This window comes from Chryseobacterium sp. ZHDP1 (genome assembly GCF_018603435.1).
Lineage (GTDB): Bacteria > Bacteroidota > Bacteroidia > Flavobacteriales > Weeksellaceae > Chryseobacterium > Chryseobacterium indicum.
The window spans coordinates 2,890,947-2,911,045 of record NZ_CP075682.1; the positions used below are offsets into that span (position 1 = coordinate 2,890,947).

Consider the following 20,099-nt stretch of genomic DNA (forward strand, 5'->3'; position numbering starts at 1 on the left):
TTATGGCTATTATATTTGAAAACCAATCAAGATGTCCATTATGTAATGATGTCCTGAATAAATCAAGAGAGTATATATTAATTCCTCCACTGATAAGTAACCAGTTAGATAATCTATTTATTTTTAGTGATGCCGGAGTTCACTTAGATTGTCTTGATAAGTGTTCTGCAAAAGGGAAACTATTTAAACATATTGATTTGTATTATCAATATTCAAATAGAATTAGATCAATGACAATAGATAATAATAAATCTGATATAATAGGATTTGGTTTGCTTACTTCAAATGAAAATGAACAACTATTTAAATATAATTATAATATATTTTCAAAGCAAGAGCTATTAGAATGGAAAGATTTGCATGTATTTAAGAATCTTGTATATATATTTTTAGAAGAACAAAAATGGAAAGGATTGAATGACTTTAATTATTTAGAATATCTTTTGGAAATTATAATAGGATTTTCGTCAGCCAGAGGCTCATACGAATAGAATATTTAAGGGGCATACTCAAGATAATACGGGATCAGATGGATTAATTTGGAAAGGATGCTTATCTTGCCACTCGAATAATGGAGCTTTTAGTTACGCAGTTCACCACTCTCAGGAGGCGAATGCAGGAAAAATGATTTCTGCCGTAATTGAAGCGGTGATACAAAATAAATTATTAAGTCCTACTACAGCAGGTATTACCAAAGTTGTTGAGAACGAAGCTCAAAGTCTTGAGTAAAATACCAAAGAAGGTACTATGATAGAGTTTGTATTTGATGCTGATTCAAATACTTTTTTAGTAGGAAAGCCTCATGGTAGGTATGGTGCAGCTTCTCCACACCAAAAGTTAGTTCTTTCATTAAATAAGAAAGGAAATTATGTGGGAGGAATGTTTAAAAGAGAAGGAAATACAATTGTTACAGATGAATATTCCTGAGTTTATTGATTTATCACAAGGACAAATTAAAGCTATTCAATTAATTAAAAAAGTACCAGCAGAAAGAGTAGAGCAAGCGCTAAAGGGTGCTGGTGTTTCTTCCGAAGATATTAATTTTGCTAGAGAATTTATTAAAAAACATTAATGGAAAACTATATTTGTTATTTAAGAGAAAATAAAAAAGATATTCATCTAATTCAAATGTTAAGTAATATCTTTCAGTGTGAAGAAGAGTTGATAGGAAATTTATTAAATACATACAATTTTAAGATAAAATTTGAAAACAGATTATTAGATAACGTATCTGAATTCTGCACTGAACTAAATGTATACGTTGATAATAATACAAATAGTATAGTTTTTTTTAATAATTTTTTATTTGGTTTTGAAGTATCTAAATATTTAAATGAAGATATTTTAGTAAGTAATCAAGGTGATGATCCTTATCAATGGATTTTGGTAAGTAATAACCAATTTTATATAGTAGAGGAGATAGACAACGAAAATTATGGGATTGATTTACAAGAATCTAGAGTTAAAATATCTTATAATGAAGCTATGGATATTAGCAGTTAATATGGAAGTGTGTCTTCCGGCTCCTGAGTAATTATGAAAAAGTAAAGTTTTATAAAAACTTAATCCCTGAATAGAAAAATATTACAGAAGATTAATAATGTAAGCTATACCCAATCTCGCGGATTTATAATCCGTGAGCAACAATAAAAAATCCACAGTTTTTGGATTGCCCCTAAAAGTTAAACACTTTTCAGGGGCATTTTTTTATGTATAGAAAAGAAGTATTCCTCTTGATAATAATGTAAGTCTCCCTAAAAACTGGACAATTTATACCCCTAAGATTAACGAGAAAAAACAATTAATTTTAGGATATGAGAACAAGTAAATTTACAGACAGCCAAATTTTGGCAATTTTGAAAGAGTATGAATCAGGGCAGACCGCAAAAGAATTGTCTCGAAAATACGGTTTCCACTACCAAACCTTGCACGATTGGAAAAAGAAATTTGGTGGGATAACTTCTACCAAAGAACTACAGAAAATCAAGGAACTGGAATCTGAGAACAATCGTTTGAAGAAGATGTTTGCCAATTTGAGCTTGGAACATGAAGCATTGAAGGACGTTTTGTCAAAAAAGTGGTAAAGCCTGCTACGAAACGAGAAGTTGTGAATTACCTTGTGTCAGAATATCCTATAAACATCCGGCAGGCGTGTAAATCTCTTAATTTGGAAAGGAGCAGTTATTATTATCAGCCCCAAAGAAAGGAAGACACAGAACTCATTGGTTGGCTGAATGAACTTTCAGAGAAACATCCTAGCTATGGATTCAAGAAAATATTTCATAGTCTGAGGAATCAAGGTTTTTCCTGTAATCACAAGAAGGTGTATCGTATTTACAAAAAATTAGGATTGAATCTTTTAAGGAAACGCAAGAGAAGATTGGCTTCGAGAGAACGAAAAAATCTGGAAGTTCCAAGAAACTACAATGAAGTTTGGAGTATCGATTTTATGAGTGATGCGCTTTTCAATTCGAGAAGATTTAGAACATTGAATATCATTGATGATTACAACCGCGAATCAATTTGGATTGAGATTGGGCTTTCCATCGGAGCGATTCATATGACGGATTTGTTGGAATGGATTGTGAAAGAAAGAGGAAAACCCAAAGCAATTCGAACTGATAATGGTCCAGAGTTTACGAGTAGTGTTTTCACAAATTGGTGCCACAGGCATAGGATTGAAATCCGATATATTCAACCTGGAAAACCTACACAGAATGCTTTTATTGAGAGATTCAATCGTAGCTACCGCACCGAAGTTTTGGATGCCAGAATTTTCAACAATTTAGTAGAAGTACGAGAAATTACCACGGAATGGGTGGAACATTATAATAACAAAAGACCACACGAAAGTTTACAGAATCTTTCTCCAATGCAATATTTGTTGAAAAAGGAAAACTCGTCTAAACAGAATTCCATCTCCGAGTTTTCTCCTTTCCAACAAAATCATTCAACACCAACATCACCGCAATGAAATATTTTATAGTTTTACAAAACAAAATGAGGGTATAATTCTTTCCAACGTTCGGGGAGACTTACAATAAGAACTTTATTAATTTAATAGAGTTTAGATAGCACCGACATAACTCAACTACATTTTCATAAAAATCTATAAATCTTTCTTTTAAGTATCTTTTAAATTTATAACTCTCCCCCTTCTTAGCATCGTTCAAAGGCATCAAAATCCGCTTTTTCAGAATTCTGCCAGAAAGCCCGCCATACCTACCACAAAAAATTCGTCTTGGATTTTTTCATGAAAAATAGTATCTTGTAAATCTCACAAATACAGACAGAATTTAATGCTAGAAAAGAAAGAACATAATTACGAAAAGGCAGTTTTGGTAGGTGTTGTTACACAGCATCAGGATGAGGATAAACTTCAGGAATATATGGATGAGCTGGAGTTTTTAGCCTTTACAGCCGGCGCAACGGCAGATAAGCGTTTTACACAAAAGCTTACGCAGCCGGACTCCAAAACATTCATCGGAAGCGGTAAAGCGCAGGAAATTAAAGAATATGTAAAAGAAAACAATATAGGAACCGTTATTTTTGACGACGAATTATCTCCTTCGCAGCTTAAAAACCTAGAGAAAGAAATGGAAGTCAAAATCTTAGACCGAACCAATCTTATTCTTGATATTTTTGCCCAGAGAGCCACCACATCCTACGCAAGAACACAGGTAGAACTCGCTCAATATCAATATCTTTTACCCCGACTAACGAGAATGTGGACCCACCTTGAACGCCAGAAAGGGGGAATCGGGATGAGAGGTCCCGGAGAAACAGAAATTGAAACCGACAGACGTATCATTCGCGACAGAATTTCATTGTTAAAAGACAAGCTGAAAACCATCGATAAACAGATGGCAACCCAGAGAAATAACCGCGGAAAAGTAGTTCGTGTCGCTTTGGTAGGATACACCAACGTCGGGAAATCTACATTGATGAATGCTTTGTCTAAATCTGAAGTTTTTGCAGAAAATAAACTTTTCGCCACATTGGACACGACGGTAAGAAAAGTTGTGATCGGAAATTTACCATTCCTTTTAACGGATACGGTTGGATTCATCAGAAAACTACCTACCCAATTGGTTGAATCGTTCAAATCTACATTGGATGAGGTTCGTGAAGCGGATCTGCTGATTCACGTAGTGGATATTTCTCATGAAAGCTTTGAAGATCATATTGATTCTGTCAATCAGATTTTAATGGAGATCAATGCCCATCAAAAACCTATGATTATGGTTTTCAATAAGATTGATGATTTCAGCTATGAGAAGAAAGACGAGGATGATTTAACACCATCTACGAAAAAGAATATTTCTCTGGAAGAATGGAAAAAAACATGGATGGCAAAATCCAAATATCCGACGGTTTTCATCTCTGCCATTACGAAAGAAAATTTCCCGGAAATGAAAAAGCTGATCTATGACGAAGTGATGAAGATCCATATTTCCAGATTCCCGTACAACGATTTCCTTTTCGAATATTTCGATAACGATGAGGAAGAAAGTGCAGAAAAAGATCATGAAGAACAATAATTCATGAACAGACTGTTTTCCAACAATACATTCTATTACTTTTTTCTGATCGTGGTAGGAATTAATTTCTTGGGAAGCATCGGAGGAATCAGCAAAGAAACGGATATTCTGATAGTAAAGATTTTAGGAATGATAACAGTCGCAGTTTGCCTGTTGGCACTGTTATCATTCTTTACAGATCTTAAATTTAATCATCTTTTCTTTAAAATCTATCTCTACGGCAAAGGTCTGCTTTCTCCTTTCTGTTTATTGACTTATTTTCTTTACGAAAAAATATCCAACGACCGATATGTTTCCGGAACCTATTTCATGCCCGCTTTGTTCCGGCTGGTTTTAGGATTTGTCATGCTCGTGTTATACAACAAATACAAAATAGAAAAGAACCGATGAAACATTCCTTTTTTCTCCTGTTTCTTCTGATTTCGCTTAATGGTTTTGCTCAGAAATCAAAAATAGATTTCAAAGCGATAGAGAAAGACCTTAAAAGCGAAAAGTCTCAATACAACTACAACAAGCTGATTTTTAAATACAAAGCCTATCCGAAATCTTTAGATACGCTTGAAGCACAGCATCTTTACTACGGAAGAAATTTCAGGGAAAATCTGCTCTTTACAACGGATGAAGCGTTTAAAAGCTTAGCCGATGTTTACAAAAATAATAATTTTGAGGACTGCATTAAACAGGGAAAAGCGTTGTATGATAAAGATCCTACCAATCTGGATATTCTGCTGATTCTTCTGAAAGCATATGACAGCATTAAAGACGGTGAAAATTTCCTGTATCATCTCAGTCAGTTCCGCGCGTTAACCGACGGAATGAAGTCTTCCGGAGACGGAAAAACAGAAAAAACACCGTATCTTGTGAATTCAGTAGGCGACGAATATATTCTGCTGAACATCCTGAATCTCGGAAAAGAATATACAAGAGGATCAAAATCCGCAAAAGACGGAATTCTTGATATCTGGGAAAAAGACGGTAATAAAGTTTACATCAAAGTATTATATATCGATTATTAATCACAAAAAAATTTAAACACCAAATTAGTGGAATTATACTATTCATTTTCAGCCTTAATTGTTTTAGCATCCATATTTTCATACCTTAATTACAGATTTCTGAAGCTTCCGAGTACCATCGGAATTATGGTGATCGCCATTGTGGTTTCCATATTTTTAGTTTCCTTCGGAGAAACGGTTTTGCCGATAACTTTCGGACATCTTCACAATTTAATGACCGGGATCGACTTTACAGAAGTTCTGATGGGAGCCATGCTAAATTTCCTTCTGTTTGCGGGAGGAATTCATATTAATATCGACGATCTCAAAGAGCAGTTTGTTCCTGTCGTGATTTTTTCAACGGCAGGAGTCGTGATTTCTACCTTTGTGGTGGGTTTCGGCATGTATTATCTGTTGCCTCTTGTCGGGATTTCTCTCCCTTTCATCTACTGTCTGCTTTTTGGCGCACTGATCTCTCCTACCGATCCGGTTGCTGTTCTCAGTATCTTAAAACAGGCAAATGTTTCAAAATCTCTGGAAACCAAAGTTGCCGGAGAATCGCTTTTTAATGACGGGATGGCGGTTGTGGTTTTCACAGTTGTTCTTCAGCTTGCGATAGGAAACAAAGTAACGCTGAATATGGAAAGCATCGGTCTGTTATTGCTGAAAGAAGCAGGCGGCGGACTTTTACTCGGCGTTGTTCTGGGGTGGATTACTTCCCGACTGATGCGTGAAGTGGACGATTATATTATTTCCGTACTGGTGACGCTTTCTGTAGTCATGGGAGGTTATCTTATTGCAAGACAGATGCATATTTCGGGACCTTTAACCATGGTTGCCGCCGGATTGTTCATGGGTAATTTTAATGTAAAATTCAAAATGAAATCTGTAACACAGGATTATCTGATCAAATTCTGGGAACTTATCGACGAAATCCTGAATGCTGTTCTATTTCTTTTTATCGGATTTGAGTTACTGATGATCAAAGACTTAAGCCATTATATGATTCCGGGATTAGTAGCGATTGCCGTAGTTTTACTGGCAAGGTTTATTTCAATTTGGGGACCTACCAAATTTATGTCTTTCAGAACAAGATTCAGTCCGCAAACGGTAAAAGTTTTGGTTTGGGGAGGAATTCGCGGCGGAGTTTCGATTGCTCTGGCTCTTTCTATTCCGAAAAATGAAAACAGTACGATTGTTTTAAGCATTACTTACTGTGTAGTTGTATTTTCGATTATTGTTCAGGGACTTACGATTGCCAAAGTTGCCAATCCAAAGAAGATTGCAAAAGAAGAAGAGGAACAGGAAGGTGTTGCTTTACATAATGTTGACTAAACCATTAATTATCAAATGAGTATAATTTTAAAAGAAATAAAAGAAGCTTTAAATGAGCTTTCAATTCCGGAAAAAGCAGATTCTTCTGCTAAATTTTTCAAAAACGGAAAAGGAGAATATGGAGAAGGCGATCTGTTTTTAGGAGTAAAAGTTCCGGATCAGCGTTCTGTTGCAAAAGAATTCTATGCCAGAATTTCGATGGAGGAACTCAGCAAATTACTGTCTTCCCAATATCATGAACACAGATTGACGGCTTTATTCATGTTAATTTCTAAATTTGAAAAAACAAAGGATAAAGCGGCAAAAGATGACATTGTGGAATTTTGTCTGAATCACTTACAGCACATTAATAACTGGGATCTGGTAGATTCAAGCTGTTATAAAATTCTGGGACGCTATGCTTTTGAAAATCAGAAAGATGAATTACTGAGAACGCTTTCAGATTCTGAAGAAATGTGGCACAAAAGAATAGCTGTTGTAGGAACGATGCATTATGTGAAAAAAGGATCGTTTGATCTTACCAAAGAATTTGTTACCAAAAATCTTAAACACACCCATGATCTGATGCACAAAGCCAACGGATGGCTGCTTCGCGAAATGGGAGAAAAAAACGAAGCGGAATTAATTAATTTCCTGAATACACATTACAAAGAAATGCCCAGAACGAGTCTTCGGTACGCTATAGAAAAACTGGACGAAGATCTCCGGCAGGATTATCTGAAAGGCAGAATTTAAAACAACAACTTTATTTAACCGCAAAAAACTCAAATATGAAAAACATTATTAAAAAGATGTTCTTATTATTGCCACTGTTTCTTCTTACAAGCTGTTTTGATATTTTAGATAAAATCAACGTAAAAGCAGATGGCAGCGGAGAATATTCACTTATTCTGAACGCCAGTAAAAGCAAGACACGGTTGGCTTCCATCTCGAAAATGGAAACAATTAACGGTAAAAAAGTTCCCAAAAGGTCTGAAATTGAAGCTAAAATTAATGAAGCGGCAAGAATTTTTAAAGCAACTCCCGGAATTTCGAATGTGAAGACTTCAATGGATTTTGATAACTACATTATCAAACTAAGCTGTAACTTCAAGAAAATTGAAAACATCAATGCCGGACTGGAACAGCTGAAAGCGAAAAACATCGTTGGAAAAATGGTTCCGGTACAGCTTTACAGTCAGAGTCCGGAGAAAAAAACATTCACCAGAAATAAAGTGAGCAGTTTTAAAAACGATTACGACAAGATGAACAAAGCGGATAAGGAAGTCTTTAACGATGCGAAATATACTTCCGTAATGCAGTTTGAGAATACCATAAAAGCTCAGACCAATAATTCTTACCTGCTTTCTCCGAACAAAAAAGCGGTAAAACTGGAGGCCAACGTTCTGGATTTTATCCTTCAGAAAAAACAATTACAAAATACCATTCTCTTTCAATAATTTCAATCGACAACCATGAAATCTATTTTACAAAAAACACAAATTTTACTTTTACTTTTTGCTTTCAGCTCCATCTTTTCGCAACAGAAAATGAAGCTTCCGAAGGACGTTCTTTTTTATATGGAAATTAACGGAAAGCAACTTAACCAGAAAATCAACTGGCAGAAACTGAATCCTTTTCTGCTTGAAGTAGCCAAAGAAGATAAAGAAAAACAGGCTTCGTGGAACGATTATTCCAAAACTGGGATAAAATATGATGCCACACAATATCATTACGCCAATTTCAACGATTCCGTAAAGACATATACCGCTCATTTTCTGCTGGATAACAAAGAAAAATTTCAGGAATTCATTAATTCATCCAAGAAAAAAGGACTGGAAATTTCGAAACGAAAAAATTACTCTTACGTTAATCTCGATGATGAATTGTTTGTTGCATGGAATGATAAGCAAGCGGTTCTGAAATTAATCAGCTATGAAAAACCTTATAAAATCGACTGGAATGATGAAGCAACAATGACAGACAGTGCCGCTGCAACAATTGACAGTGCGGCAATTGTTATGGACAGCGCAGCCGTTGCGGTTGACAGCGCATACGCAGAAAAAGCATTCGATTACAAGGAAGAGATCAAATATCTGAAAGATGACATTCAGTATCTAAAGGAAGACATTAAAGAATACAAGGCCGAAATTGCCAAGAAAGAAAAAGACATTAAATATCTGGAAAAGCATCACAAATATCCGGAAGAAGAAAAAGATTCCAGTGACAAAAATTATTCTGAAAAAGAAAGCGAATACACTCTTCCGCATATGGAGGAAGAAATGAGTGAGGAAACGGAAGAAGACAGCACTTATCAGAAGAAAATGGACTCTCTGAAGATCGAAAAGTTTAAAATTACCAAGAAACTGGCGGAAAAGGATTTTGATGATTATTTCAGCTCTGCGCCGGAGCTCGATGTTTCCAAAGAAATATTGTCTTTCCGGGATGCGGATTCTGATGTTTTTGTGTATACGGATTATGGAAGAATCGTAAATAACGGAGCATACGGTAAAATTATGAGCCACTACCCTTTCGGAAATCTTATGGGGAAAGCATACAATTCCAATTCTTCTTATAATCTGTATTTTGATAACGATAAAGTAAGACTGGTGAACAGTTATCAGCATAAAAATGAGGCGGTTCAGAAGAGCATCAATTCTGTTTACAGAGGGAAAAAGAATAAAAAGCTGACGGCTCTCATCAACGATAAAAGCATCGGATATTATGCCATTAATGTAGACGGAAATAAGTATTTTGATCTGATGTACAGCCTGTTGAAAGATTCCGGAGAAGGCGATTATCAGAAAGAAATGGAACTTTTAATGGAAACCATGAAGATTGTTCTGGATGAAAAGGCCATTACCAAGATCGCACCAGGAAACGGAATTTTCGTCCTTAACGAACTGAAATCCAAAACCGTAGAATACACGGATTATGAATACGATGATGATTATAATGAAAAGGAAGTGAAGAAAACCAAAGAAATCGCTGTTCCGAATTTCACGTTTGCTTTTGCTACGGAAAATGAAGGGTACTGGAACCGTATTTTCGATATGCTGACCACGAATAAAGTAACGGCTAAGAAATTCTCTAAAAACGGAGATTTCTATGCCTTCAGTGAAGGAAAAAATGACGGATATTTCGACAAGTTATTCTTTACGGTAAAGGACGGAATTGTCTACACAACGACCTCAACAGAGAATATTTCAGCTAAAAACCAGTCGGAAATCTCTGAAAAATGGGCAAAAGATTCGGCGAAATATCCTTTGTCGGGAAGGTTTGACATCCAAAAACTAATGGTTGGACTTGAGAAAGAGTTTAAAACTCCGTCGGAAAGAAAAACGCTGGATCTTCTGAAGAAAAATCTGGGCGAAGTGTATTTTAAAACAGAAGCCAAAGGAGAAAAAATAGAAACAGAAGTTAATTACAATATTAAAAATGCTTCGGAAAACAGTTTAATGTATTTCTTCGATGTTTTTGATGAAGTATATAAAATGAAAGAATCTGATAAAAAGCAGCCTATTTTATAATGAAAAAGAAACTTTTTGCCTTCGTTTTTTTACTTTTTGCGGGGATGATGTATTTCGTTTTTTACCATAAACAAAATACGAAGATTTTTTCTCCGCAGGAAGCAGATGCAATCATTCTGATTGATACAAAAAAGCTGACAAGAGAATATGTTTACAGTCTTGCAGGGCATCCTTCTTTATGGTTTCGAAGCAAAGAGAAAAATACAATATCTTTTAAAGAATCGGGAGTGAAAATTCCCGATTTTTTACAGGCTTTTCATCTGAAAAATTCAAAAGTTTCGAACTGGTACAGTGTTTTTGAACTGGAAGACACGAAGACTTTTTTATTGTTTCTGAAACAGCAGAAGTTTACGGATCTGGGAAATCAGGTATTCAGGAAAGATCAGGTTTATATTAAAATTTTTGGAGGAAACCTTATTATCGGAAGTTCCAGTGATGATTTTGAGCGAATTAACAACCAGTTATTTCACAGTTCTCAGGCAAATCTTTTTGATGCAGACGCGCTCGTTACCAATGGATTGGGAAGCATTATTCTGAACACAAAAAAAGGCAGCCACAATCTTTCTGTCGAATTAAGACACGATGAAATTGAAATCAGAAATCAGTCTGATTATTACGATCCCTCTCCTGCTATTTCAAGACTATTGAAGACCGATTCTTTTTTAGAGACAGAACTTAATGCTGAAAATATTAAAAACTTCACCTTTCTTTTTGACAAAACTTTTGCAGATTCTTCATCTATCAGTAAGCTAAAAGCTTCTGTACATCTGGAAGAGGTGAATGACACGATTATTACCTACAGCTACGATGACAATTTTAATGAAGTTGAAAAGAAAACATTTCAAAAGATCATTCAACCGAATTATATCATTGATTTTCAAAGCTTAAACCCTGAAAAGACAGAACTGTATTTTCAGAATAAAAAATGGATCAATGCCCAGAAACAGTTCACAGCAATTCCTTTTCAGCCTAACCTCATCACTCAGAAAAGCAAAGGTTTTGAAATAAAATCTACAAGAAAACCAATTCAGCAGTCTTTCAATCTGAATGAAAATTATATTTTTGTAAAAAATAATCCGTTATTGCTGTCTTTTTTAAAAACATTATCACCTAAGGAAAAGAAAATGATTTCCGATATTGATTATATTTTTTACGGAAACAGAGATCAGGATTATTGTCTGAAAGTACAGTTTAAAAAAGATGACCTTCCTTTGATTTTAAGGTGGTAAAAAAATAAAAATCAATGGATGCTTCGCATATTGCCTTACTGAAAACGCTTACACATTATTTCCTGCATTTCGTTTTTCCGGTGTTTATTGCTTTACTGTTTTACAGGGAAAACTGGAAGAAAGTGTACCTTATTCTTCTGGCAACGATGCTGGTAGATTTGGATCATCTTTTTGCAGATCCTATTTTTGATCCTAACCGCGGAAGCATCGGTTTTCATTTTTTACATTCCTATTACGCCATTGCAGTATATTTTTTGATGCTTTTCTTTAAAGGAAATATAAGGATTATAGCCATTGGACTACTGTTTCATATGTTGACGGATTTTCAGGATTTTTATTTCTGGAGCCATTAAAATACCATTAATATTTTCTTTCGACATTTCAAAAGTCATCGATTTTTTGTATTTTAGGAACAGTTATGAAATTGAAAGAATTTTTACATTATACGTATATTTTTCCCATTCTCGCAGTTGGTTATTATTTTTCCGGACTTATAGGGACGGGTGTTCTGTCTGATGTAATTGCCGGAATTTTATTAACGGGCAGTGTTTTATCTGCAGTGCATCACGCGGAAGTTGTCGCACATAAAGTAGGTGAACCTTTCGGAACTATTATCCTTGCGCTGTGTATCACAATCATTGAAGTTGCGCTGATTATTTCGCTGATGGTTGCGGGAGGAGATCAGGCGATTACGCTTGCAAGAGATACGGTTTTCGCCGCGGTAATGCTTATTCTCAACGGAATTTTAGGAATCTGTATTTTGGTGGGCGGCGTGAAATATTACGAACAGTTTTTCGCAAGAACTTCCGCTACAACTTATCTGGCTAGTATTGTTTCTATTCTCATGTTGACTTTGGTTCTCCCGAATTTCACTTCCAGCGTAAACGGGCCTTTTTATAATCAGGCACAGTTAATTTTTGTTTCTATTGCCTGTCTGGTGATTTATGGTGTCTTTCTGATGGTTCAGACGATCCGTCACAGAAATTATTTTATTGTTCCTGAAGAGCAATCAGAAGAAAATTATATTCCTTCGGTTTCAAAAACGGCAATCAGTTTTACTTTTCTGGTGATTTGTCTGGCGATTGTTGTGATGATGGCAAAAGGACTTTCTGCCACAATTGAAAATATGGTGCAGAGTTTGGGCGCTCCAAAATCTCTGGTCGGAGTCATTATCGCGGCGGTAGTTCTGCTTCCGGAAGGTGTTGCGGCGATTCGGGCGGCTCGAAGCAACCAGATCCAGTCGAGTTTAAATCTTGCTCTGGGTTCTGCTTTAGCAAGTATCGGACTTACGATTCCTGCGGTTTCTGTGGTTTGTATCCTGTATGATATTCCGCTGGTTTTAGGTCTGGACAAGAAAGATATTATTCTGCTTTCTCTTTCTGTTTTTATCGTGATGCTTTCTTTAAGCCGCGGAAAAACAAATATTCTCTACGGAACGGTTTTATTGGTAAACCTTGCAGCCTACATTTTCACGGTAATTGTGCCTTAAATCTAAAAAAAATTAAACCTAAAGCGCAGAACTTTAAACCATTAGAGTCTTCTTGCGAGTTCCATTTTGAAAGCCATTAATTTGGCAATATTTTCAGATTTGTAAATTGCCAGATCTGCGTTTTCGCCCACAAAATTTTCTTCAACCGTTGTTTTCCAGAGATTCAGCCAACGATCGAAATGATGCTGTTCTATCGCCTTAATTTCATTGATCGGAAAATGAACGCCCATCGGATTTCCTTTGTACGACATCTGTCCGAAAAGAATGGATTCCCAAAACGAATACATCTTCGGCAAATGACTGTCCCAGTTTACTTTAGCAATATCATTAAAGAAAAATGCAATGATCTCATCTTTAACGACTTTGGCATAAAACGAATTCACCAGATATTCAATATCTTCTCTTGATTCTAATTTTTTCATACACCAAAGTTAGCATAAAATTGTGTGGGAATGTTTTGTGGCTGGGTTGATACATTTCAGGTTTGGGATTTTGTTTATTCGTTAGAATTGTACACAATTATCTGCAGGTTATATTAATTTGTTGTCAGATAAAAAACTCACTAAATCTTCAATGCTTTTAAGATATTTTCCAGATATTCTTTTTTTATTGATATATAACTCGATCTGATTTGAAGTATCAAAAAACAATTCTACAGATTTATTTTCTTGAAATTGATATGTTAAAAAACTAACTTCTATCCATCCGTTTTTTATTAAATATTCTGTAAAAGAGTTCTTCATTTTAATAAATTAATTCTAACAATATCTTCCCGCTTCGTATTCCTGAATGTAATATTCGATCGTATTGCCAGAGCCAAATTCTATAATTTCTCCATCAATATTTTTGACTAAAATGGAACATTTCCAAGTAATGTATTATACTTTTCATCTCTTGTCTCATAAAATTTTTTGCTCACATAGAAAAAAATCATTCCATAATTTTTTTAATAGTAGCTTCTTTGAAAAGAGAAAGCTTAATCCCGGATTTTTCACTGGATTTATCAATATGATCTTCAGCAATCCGGTTGATTTCCTGTTCTGTTAACATAAGTTGTTTTCCAGTTTTTACGATTTTAATTTACGAAAAGCAAAAAGATTGCCTCTTTCTGAGACAACCTATTTTGTTCTTATTTATTTTTTTAGATTCAATAAATCTCTAATTCTAAGAACTAAAAATACAAGCAATAATAAGGTATTAAAAATATATAAGTAATTCTCATAGCTGTTATATTTCTGGTTGTAGTAAAACAGTTCAGAAATATTATGTACTAAGTTTAAATAAATCAAGAAATAAAAAAGAATGCTTACATAAATATATTTTTTTACACTGCTTCTAAAAAATAAAAAATAAAGAAGTAAAAAACTATTTAAAGGTAATGCTAAAATCCCCCAAGAAGAGTTAATATCATTCCAATGAAATATATTTATACCAGCAATTAGCAAAAGTGTCCAAAAGTCAATCTCTTGTTCTACATGCTGATTTTTTCTTTGCACTAAGAAAAAAATAATATAAATAATGGCTAAGATTATTGTATGGATTTTAATCCATCTTTTTACCACCTCATAACATTCTGTAAATCCATCGCCACAATATAATCCGTAATCTATAATGTCACTTGAATAAAAGTAAATATATCCGAAATAAGCAGTAAAGCCTGCTGATAAGATCAATAAAATAAATAAAAACTGTTTTTGTCTCATGGTGAATTTTTAACAAAAATACAATTAATTATCTTCTTTTTTAGAAAAAATTGTCATCCCTTCAGGAGGACCTTTAGGGGTGCTCCCAGCTTTCACTCCGTTAAAAGCTCCTAAAGGATTCCAATGATACTTGTTGTCAATCATTTTGTCTGAATCTTTATATTTTTTAAAATCATCATCATCCGCAATCTCAAAATATTTTTTAATTTTTAAGCCAGCTCTATCAAAACGACTTCCCCAGGTATCTTCATAATTACTTCTTCGTAAAAATGCAACAGTATGGACGTTCAGACTGTTTGCTAACTTCTGTGCTAAACTAGCATCTTTGTTCCAAGTGAATATTTCAATATCAGAAGTATCTTCCGGACCTATCCCAGTTCTGCAAGCAAAACTCCAGACGTAACCTTCTCTGACAAAAGCATTAGGGTTAATTGTTTTGTAGTTTTTCAAATTTAATTCATTATCTTCAGCTTTTACAGAAGAAATAATTTTATTATTAGTTTTGTAAAGATCCCAGTCAAGTAAGAATGTTATTCTGCTTGGCATTCCATGGGAAAAAATGTATACATTTTTTACTTTAAATAGTGAATTCTTATATGGTTTCATTCTTAGATTAGATTTTCCTGTAATACCGCCGCTATTAAGATAATTTATCAATTCTTTAACTGTTGTAATTTCTATGATTGCTATATTTGGTTTAAAATATTTCAAAGACTTTTTGAACTCTGCAATCATTGTGTTCGAATATCCCTGTTTAAAATACAAAACAGTTTGAACACTTTCAAGCTTTACCGTTCTTATTGCTTGTGCCATGAACATTAATTTGTTTACAGGTAACTTATCATGAACTTCTGCTCCAACAACTACAATATTTTCTGTATAAGTTTTAATTCTTCCTGGCAGTATAGTATCAAAATTTTCTTTCTTTTCATTTTCTCCCTCCTCTCTCTCTTCATCTGCCATTATTTTGGCAGAGTTTACCCCTATTGGTCTATAATAATACATAATATTAATTTTTAAAACTTTCTCACAAACTCCCCTTTTTTAAGAGGAATTTGTTGAGAAAGCAGGTTAAACATTTATTATTTATTGAAAATGGTAGTTAGCTCTTTTGGCAACGTTGTCGCTCCATCACTATGAGCCAACTGCGCCTCTGTATCCAATTTGAAGCTTGTTTCAAACTCCAGTTCATCACGGTTTTCACAATTTTCCGGATAATCTTCACGGAACAGTGGAAGCGGATGCAGCGGATCAACCGGTAATCCTGTAGAAGATGCCTGAAGAATCGTAAGGGTTGTAGGAACTCTTGTGATCCAGTATTTCCCTTGCGGAACTCCTGTAGGCTGTCTCATCTCGTCTACAATAGACATATACATTGGGTCTCCGATCACAGGAACAGCACCTCCGTTCCAGATAATTCCTGTTTCCATAAAGAACTGTACAGCGGCTTCAAAGCCCGGTTTTACAGTTACAATGATTCTCGCCATCCCTGCCTGAAGGAAACTTCTGAACAAAGGATCCATACTTTCGGTAAGGTAGAATTCCTGCCAGCTTTTACGGTTCGCCCAATAGTACGGATAGAAGGTATAATCCATGATTTCCCACTCAAATGCCTGTTCCATGAACTTTGCCAAAGCAGCATACTGATCAAGATTATCATTAAGGTATACTTGGAAGTTATCCATTTTGGTATTATCATTCAATGCGTTTGTTGATTCATAGCCTAATGTATTTGAGTTAAGGTAATCCTGCAACAGATAAGCGATACAGTTATGCTTCAGGGTAGCATGCTCCATATAACGGTAGAAATTCCCCTGTTTTTCTTTAGCTTCTGTTTCTTTAGCTTTTTGCTCGTCGTCTAAACGTTTTTGTTCTTCCTGAAACTTTTTGTACGCTTCTTCATAGGCTTTAATGATAGCGTTAAAACTTTCTGTTTTCCAGTTTTGAATGAATGAATCTGAAAGTCTACAGTTTAGAGTGATCATTAATGTTACAGTAGATAAGTATTTTCCTTTGTAAGGTACTTTTACACTTCCTTCCGTATTGACTCCCCCATATGTTCCAAATGAAGTTCCGCCATTTGAAGTATAAGCTATTTCTGATCCGTTGGTTGGATGATACACCCATACTTTTGCGTTATGCCAGCCTTTTGTTCTTACATATTCCACTCTTCCGCTTAAGCTTTCACAAATATAATTTTGTGGGACAGCATATTCCATCACTCCTGTATCTCCTCCACTAACCTTAGTATCGGAAACTGACTTATTGGAATCTGGTAAACTTGTAAGGGTAACTCCATAAATCTGTGCCCAGTGCTGGATTTGCTCAATAGTTGCAGACTTTGGATTTGGCATTGTCCATGCTCTTTCCGGTGCGGTTCTCGGATCTACCGGAGCCGTAAGTACCTGCGCTTTTGCAACGGCAACTGCCAGACGGTGCAGTCTTGAAGGTTCAGGAACCATAAATTCAAACATAGTACGTACCCCATAATTGTAAATCTGGTTTTTCATCTTCTTGTCGATCCATCTGTAAACCCCTGTAATATGTTTAGGCTGCGCTGCATCGGCATTATCCGTTTTGGTTACCCTTCCTCTGTTGTCAAATTCATGAACATTGGTTTCCGTGTATTCTTTAATGATCTTTTGTATCCTTTCTTCAGAAACTTTGGTTAAAACTCTTTCCATCGCTCTTTCCGTGATTTCCTGAGATTTAGCAACTGCCTGTCTCGTGCTGTCATGTTGAGCTGTATTGTTCGCATAGTCTGCCCCCATCTCAAATACTGTTTTACCTGCACCATAACTATATCTTGCATAAGCAGTGATACTCTGGTCTTTTTCAAGTTCTTTGGCCACCTCCGTCTGCATATCCGTTCTGGAAGTTTTGGTCGTATCTGAGATTTTTTCTGTTTCCTGAGACTTGGAAGTCGTATCCGTAATTTCAGAATAATCCCTTGCTACAGAAGATTTGTGTCTCAGTTCACTTGCCATCACGTTCTCAATATTGGAAACTTCTCCCGGAACATACGCATGAACACTCTGCACGACTTTCAGATAATCAGCGACACCAAGTCTTTTGATTCCGAAGTTTCTGCGTTTTTGGATTTTTACATTCTCCGGTTCTTCCGGATTTTCAGCTACCCCTCTTGTCAGAGTAAGCATTCCGGTTAGACTGATATCTTCTTTTGGGTACAATTGTCCAAGATCTGCGGATGCTTTACTTCCATTATCAAAAATAATTTCGATTCTGAAAGCAAGATTTGCTCTGAATTTATTGATAAGACACGTTGGTAGTGTAATTTTATCATTAATTACCGGAATATTGCTGAAATTTTCTTCAAAACTTCCTGCGGTATCGGTTGTAGCAATAATCTTTACAGAAGCCACACTCCATGAAGAATCTGCGACCTCAAAAGAGAAATTAACAAATCCTCCTGTTCCTGCAAATCCGAATGTATTGTGAGCATAAAAACTATATGCCATCGGTGTTCTTGCCGTACTTTGTACCACCGGAACAGATGCTCCTGCAAGGTTAACATACTGCTGCTGCTGAAGTGGTGAGTTTTCCAGAGCCGTCTGCATAGAAGAAGAAATATGACTTCCAACAATATTTAAGGCATCTGAATAACTTTCTAATTCATCATCAAGCGTGATGTTTTGGGAACCGATTCTTAAAGTATTGTCAGAAAGGATTCTGACTCCGTCTTTTACAGCTTCTTCGGAGGCTTTCTGGTGATCAAACTCTGCAAAAAGCTTGATGAAGATATCAAAAGATTCGGGGGAAAGTTTTTCCTTCAGATCCGGCAAATTGATCTCATTTTTATAAGAAAACTGAAAAGGAGCGACCTCATATCTCTTCAATTCCTCATACATCCGATTTTTTTCTTCTTCCGGAGTGTCTTCAGTGATCTTACTTTCGATTTCTGCCAGTTTTCTTTCATAGGCTTCCAGAGCTTCCCTGTTTTCTTCCTGATATCTTGCATATTCATCCTGATAAGCCTGATATGAGGATTTATGATATTTCTTCTGAAGCTTTTCCAATTCTGCGTTAAGCTTTTCCAAAGTTTCTTTTTGATGAAGTGCTTTGTTGGCAGCCAATAAAGCCTGTGTTTCAGATTTTAATCTTTGCGAAGTTCTTGCACTCAAAACATTAGCCGATGTTCCGGAAGCGGCTCTTGAAGAAACAGATCCAGCAGTAACGACATCTTCAGAGAATAAAAACTTAGGCAAAACGATTTTTCCGTCCAAGGCTTTTTCCAATGGTTTTGATCCGTTAACCTTAATAATTTCAGGATCCGCTAAATTCATACTTTGGGCAAAGCCAATATGGATTGCCATTAAAATATGGCTGATTGCTTCTTTCACATAGAAATCTCCCTGAGTAACGATCTGGAAAATATAATTGTTCCAAAGAGTTGAAAAGATTTTGATTCCATCTGCTGTAAGCTCTTTGTTCGCATCGATAAGATTTAAATAATAATCTTTTACATAGCTTAATTCATTAGCGTTAAGTTCTTCTCTTTTAGAAATCTTTCTCCCGATGATCAGAAGTTTCCCGAATTCTCCTTCTTCAATTTTCTTTTCGGTTTCGAATCCTGAATTGCTGAATGTTCTTGCCGCATTTGTCATTTCTGAGAGCTTTGATGCTCTTGAAGATTTTCCTGCAACGGCAGTATCGAAAGCTCCGGTAACTCCTTTTGGTCTGTGGATAAATCCTAAATTTCTTTCTTTGGTTTCTGTAAGCTGTGGATTTCTTAAGCTCACGAATCTGAAAAGCGTCTGAGACGCATTGTTTTTTCCTGACATTTTGTAAATTTGTTTGGTTTTATAAAGGTTAAGATTTGAAGCCTCTTTTTAGTAGAGTCACTTCAGGTTTTAGCCTTATTTTTTTAGGTGGTCTTCAGGCTAAAGTATGTCCACCCTGAGTTTCAAAGTCTCTTTTCATTTCTCTGTTTTTCTATACTGCAAATATCGTCCGGCATGGCGACAAAACTCGTCGTATTAAATTGATTTATAATTATTTTCGATAAAAACTCATAGATAATTGAAAATCAATGAGAAAAATTTTCGAAAGATTTTTTGGAAATTTTGAAGAGAAAATTGTTTTATTTTTTAACCTTTTTCAGAAAGAAATGAAAGAATTCTACGAGCTGCTTTTTGCCATTAAAATCAAGCTGAAATTTTCATATTTTAACTAAAAATTTTCATAAAGGCTTTTGCAAATTTCATCACAACAATATTTTATCTTTGTATGTTGATTTTGGATAAATCGGTAGATTAACTTATTTTTCAAATTTAGAAT

General features: G+C 35.3%; 21 protein-coding genes. 17 read left to right on the forward strand and 4 right to left on the reverse strand.

From position 1 onward, the window contains the following. Nucleotides 1-2 precede the first annotated feature (2 nt). From KKI44_RS13010 to KKI44_RS13080, 16 genes are all read left to right on the forward strand, one after another. Nucleotides 3-491 carry a hypothetical protein gene (locus KKI44_RS13010; RefSeq protein WP_214587667.1) on the forward strand — a complete coding sequence of 163 codons (489 nt, stop codon included), beginning with the start codon at nt 3-5 and terminating at the stop codon, nt 489-491. A gap of 256 nt (nt 492-747) precedes the next feature. Next, nucleotides 748-927 carry a hypothetical protein gene (locus KKI44_RS13015; protein ID WP_214587668.1) on the forward strand — a complete coding sequence of 60 codons (180 nt, stop codon included), beginning with the start codon at nt 748-750 and terminating at the stop codon, nt 925-927. Beyond that, nucleotides 914-1,072 carry a hypothetical protein gene (locus KKI44_RS13020; RefSeq protein WP_214587669.1) on the forward strand — a complete coding sequence of 53 codons (159 nt, stop codon included), beginning with the start codon at nt 914-916 and terminating at the stop codon, nt 1,070-1,072. Before KKI44_RS13015 ends, KKI44_RS13020 begins: the two co-directional genes overlap by 14 nt. Continuing rightward, nucleotides 1,072-1,503 (forward strand): hypothetical protein, encoded by a 432-nt coding sequence (locus KKI44_RS13025; RefSeq protein WP_214587670.1) that lies wholly within the window; start codon nt 1,072-1,074, stop codon nt 1,501-1,503. Before KKI44_RS13020 ends, KKI44_RS13025 begins: the two co-directional genes overlap by 1 nt. A gap of 311 nt (nt 1,504-1,814) precedes the next feature. Continuing rightward, a complete protein-coding gene (locus KKI44_RS22865; protein ID WP_336734695.1) occupies nt 1,815-2,084 on the forward strand; it encodes a transposase in 270 nt (89 codons plus the stop codon). A 23-nt stretch (nt 2,085-2,107) separates the two neighbouring features. Continuing rightward, nucleotides 2,108-2,974, forward strand: coding sequence for an IS3 family transposase (locus KKI44_RS13030; protein WP_375181860.1), 867 nt, complete (start codon nt 2,108-2,110; stop codon nt 2,972-2,974). 325 nt (nt 2,975-3,299) lie between these two features. Beyond that, a complete protein-coding gene (gene hflX / locus KKI44_RS13035) occupies nt 3,300-4,541 on the forward strand; it encodes a GTPase HflX (protein ID WP_214587671.1) in 1,242 nt (413 codons plus the stop codon). Between the two features lie 3 nt (nt 4,542-4,544). After that, nucleotides 4,545-4,931 (forward strand): hypothetical protein, encoded by a 387-nt coding sequence (locus KKI44_RS13040; RefSeq protein WP_214587672.1) that lies wholly within the window; start codon nt 4,545-4,547, stop codon nt 4,929-4,931. Beyond that, nucleotides 4,928-5,557 carry a DUF4919 domain-containing protein gene (locus tag KKI44_RS13045; protein ID WP_214587673.1) on the forward strand — a complete coding sequence of 210 codons (630 nt, stop codon included), beginning with the start codon at nt 4,928-4,930 and terminating at the stop codon, nt 5,555-5,557. Before KKI44_RS13040 ends, KKI44_RS13045 begins: the two co-directional genes overlap by 4 nt. A gap of 27 nt (nt 5,558-5,584) precedes the next feature. Next, on the forward strand, nt 5,585-6,871 hold the full coding sequence (locus KKI44_RS13050) for a cation:proton antiporter (RefSeq protein WP_214587674.1): 1,287 nt from the start codon (nt 5,585-5,587) through the stop codon (nt 6,869-6,871). A 15-nt stretch (nt 6,872-6,886) separates the two neighbouring features. Further along, complete coding sequence (locus tag KKI44_RS13055; RefSeq protein ID WP_214587675.1) at nt 6,887-7,606, forward strand: DNA alkylation repair protein; 720 nt, start codon at nt 6,887-6,889, stop codon at nt 7,604-7,606. A gap of 35 nt (nt 7,607-7,641) precedes the next feature. Next, complete coding sequence (locus KKI44_RS13060; RefSeq protein WP_214587676.1) at nt 7,642-8,310, forward strand: hypothetical protein; 669 nt, start codon at nt 7,642-7,644, stop codon at nt 8,308-8,310. 15 nt (nt 8,311-8,325) lie between these two features. Then, a complete protein-coding gene (locus KKI44_RS13065; RefSeq protein ID WP_214587677.1) occupies nt 8,326-10,380 on the forward strand; it encodes a hypothetical protein in 2,055 nt (684 codons plus the stop codon). Continuing rightward, nucleotides 10,380-11,609, forward strand: a complete 1,230-nt coding sequence (locus tag KKI44_RS13070; RefSeq protein WP_214587678.1) for a hypothetical protein — start codon at nt 10,380-10,382, stop codon at nt 11,607-11,609. Before KKI44_RS13065 ends, KKI44_RS13070 begins: the two co-directional genes overlap by 1 nt. 14 nt (nt 11,610-11,623) lie before the next feature. Beyond that, nucleotides 11,624-11,962 carry a DUF6122 family protein gene (locus KKI44_RS13075; RefSeq protein WP_214587679.1) on the forward strand — a complete coding sequence of 113 codons (339 nt, stop codon included), beginning with the start codon at nt 11,624-11,626 and terminating at the stop codon, nt 11,960-11,962. Between the two features lie 65 nt (nt 11,963-12,027). Beyond that, nucleotides 12,028-13,098, forward strand: coding sequence for a calcium:proton antiporter (locus KKI44_RS13080; RefSeq protein WP_214587680.1), 1,071 nt, complete (start codon nt 12,028-12,030; stop codon nt 13,096-13,098). Nucleotides 13,099-13,139: 41 nt separating this feature from the next. Here KKI44_RS13080 and KKI44_RS13085 read toward each other — a convergent pair whose 3' ends face one another. The 4 genes from KKI44_RS13085 to KKI44_RS13100 form a co-directional block, all read right to left on the reverse strand. After that, nucleotides 13,140-13,520, reverse strand: coding sequence for a group III truncated hemoglobin (locus KKI44_RS13085; protein ID WP_214587681.1), 381 nt, complete (start codon nt 13,518-13,520; stop codon nt 13,140-13,142). Between the two features lie 711 nt (nt 13,521-14,231). Continuing rightward, nucleotides 14,232-14,801, reverse strand: a complete 570-nt coding sequence (locus tag KKI44_RS13090; protein ID WP_214587682.1) for a hypothetical protein — start codon at nt 14,799-14,801, stop codon at nt 14,232-14,234. A 24-nt stretch (nt 14,802-14,825) separates the two neighbouring features. Then, nucleotides 14,826-15,764 (reverse strand): hypothetical protein, encoded by a 939-nt coding sequence (locus KKI44_RS13095; RefSeq protein ID WP_214587683.1) that lies wholly within the window; start codon nt 15,762-15,764, stop codon nt 14,826-14,828. A 119-nt stretch (nt 15,765-15,883) separates the two neighbouring features. Continuing rightward, nucleotides 15,884-19,603 carry a hypothetical protein gene (locus KKI44_RS13100; protein ID WP_214587684.1) on the reverse strand — a complete coding sequence of 1,240 codons (3,720 nt, stop codon included), beginning with the start codon at nt 19,601-19,603 and terminating at the stop codon, nt 15,884-15,886. Nucleotides 19,604-19,851: 248 nt separating this feature from the next. Here KKI44_RS13100 and KKI44_RS13105 point away from each other — a divergent pair, with 248 nt between their 5' ends. Next, a complete protein-coding gene (locus KKI44_RS13105) occupies nt 19,852-19,995 on the forward strand; it encodes a hypothetical protein (RefSeq protein WP_214587685.1) in 144 nt (47 codons plus the stop codon). Nucleotides 19,996-20,099 lie beyond the last annotated feature (104 nt).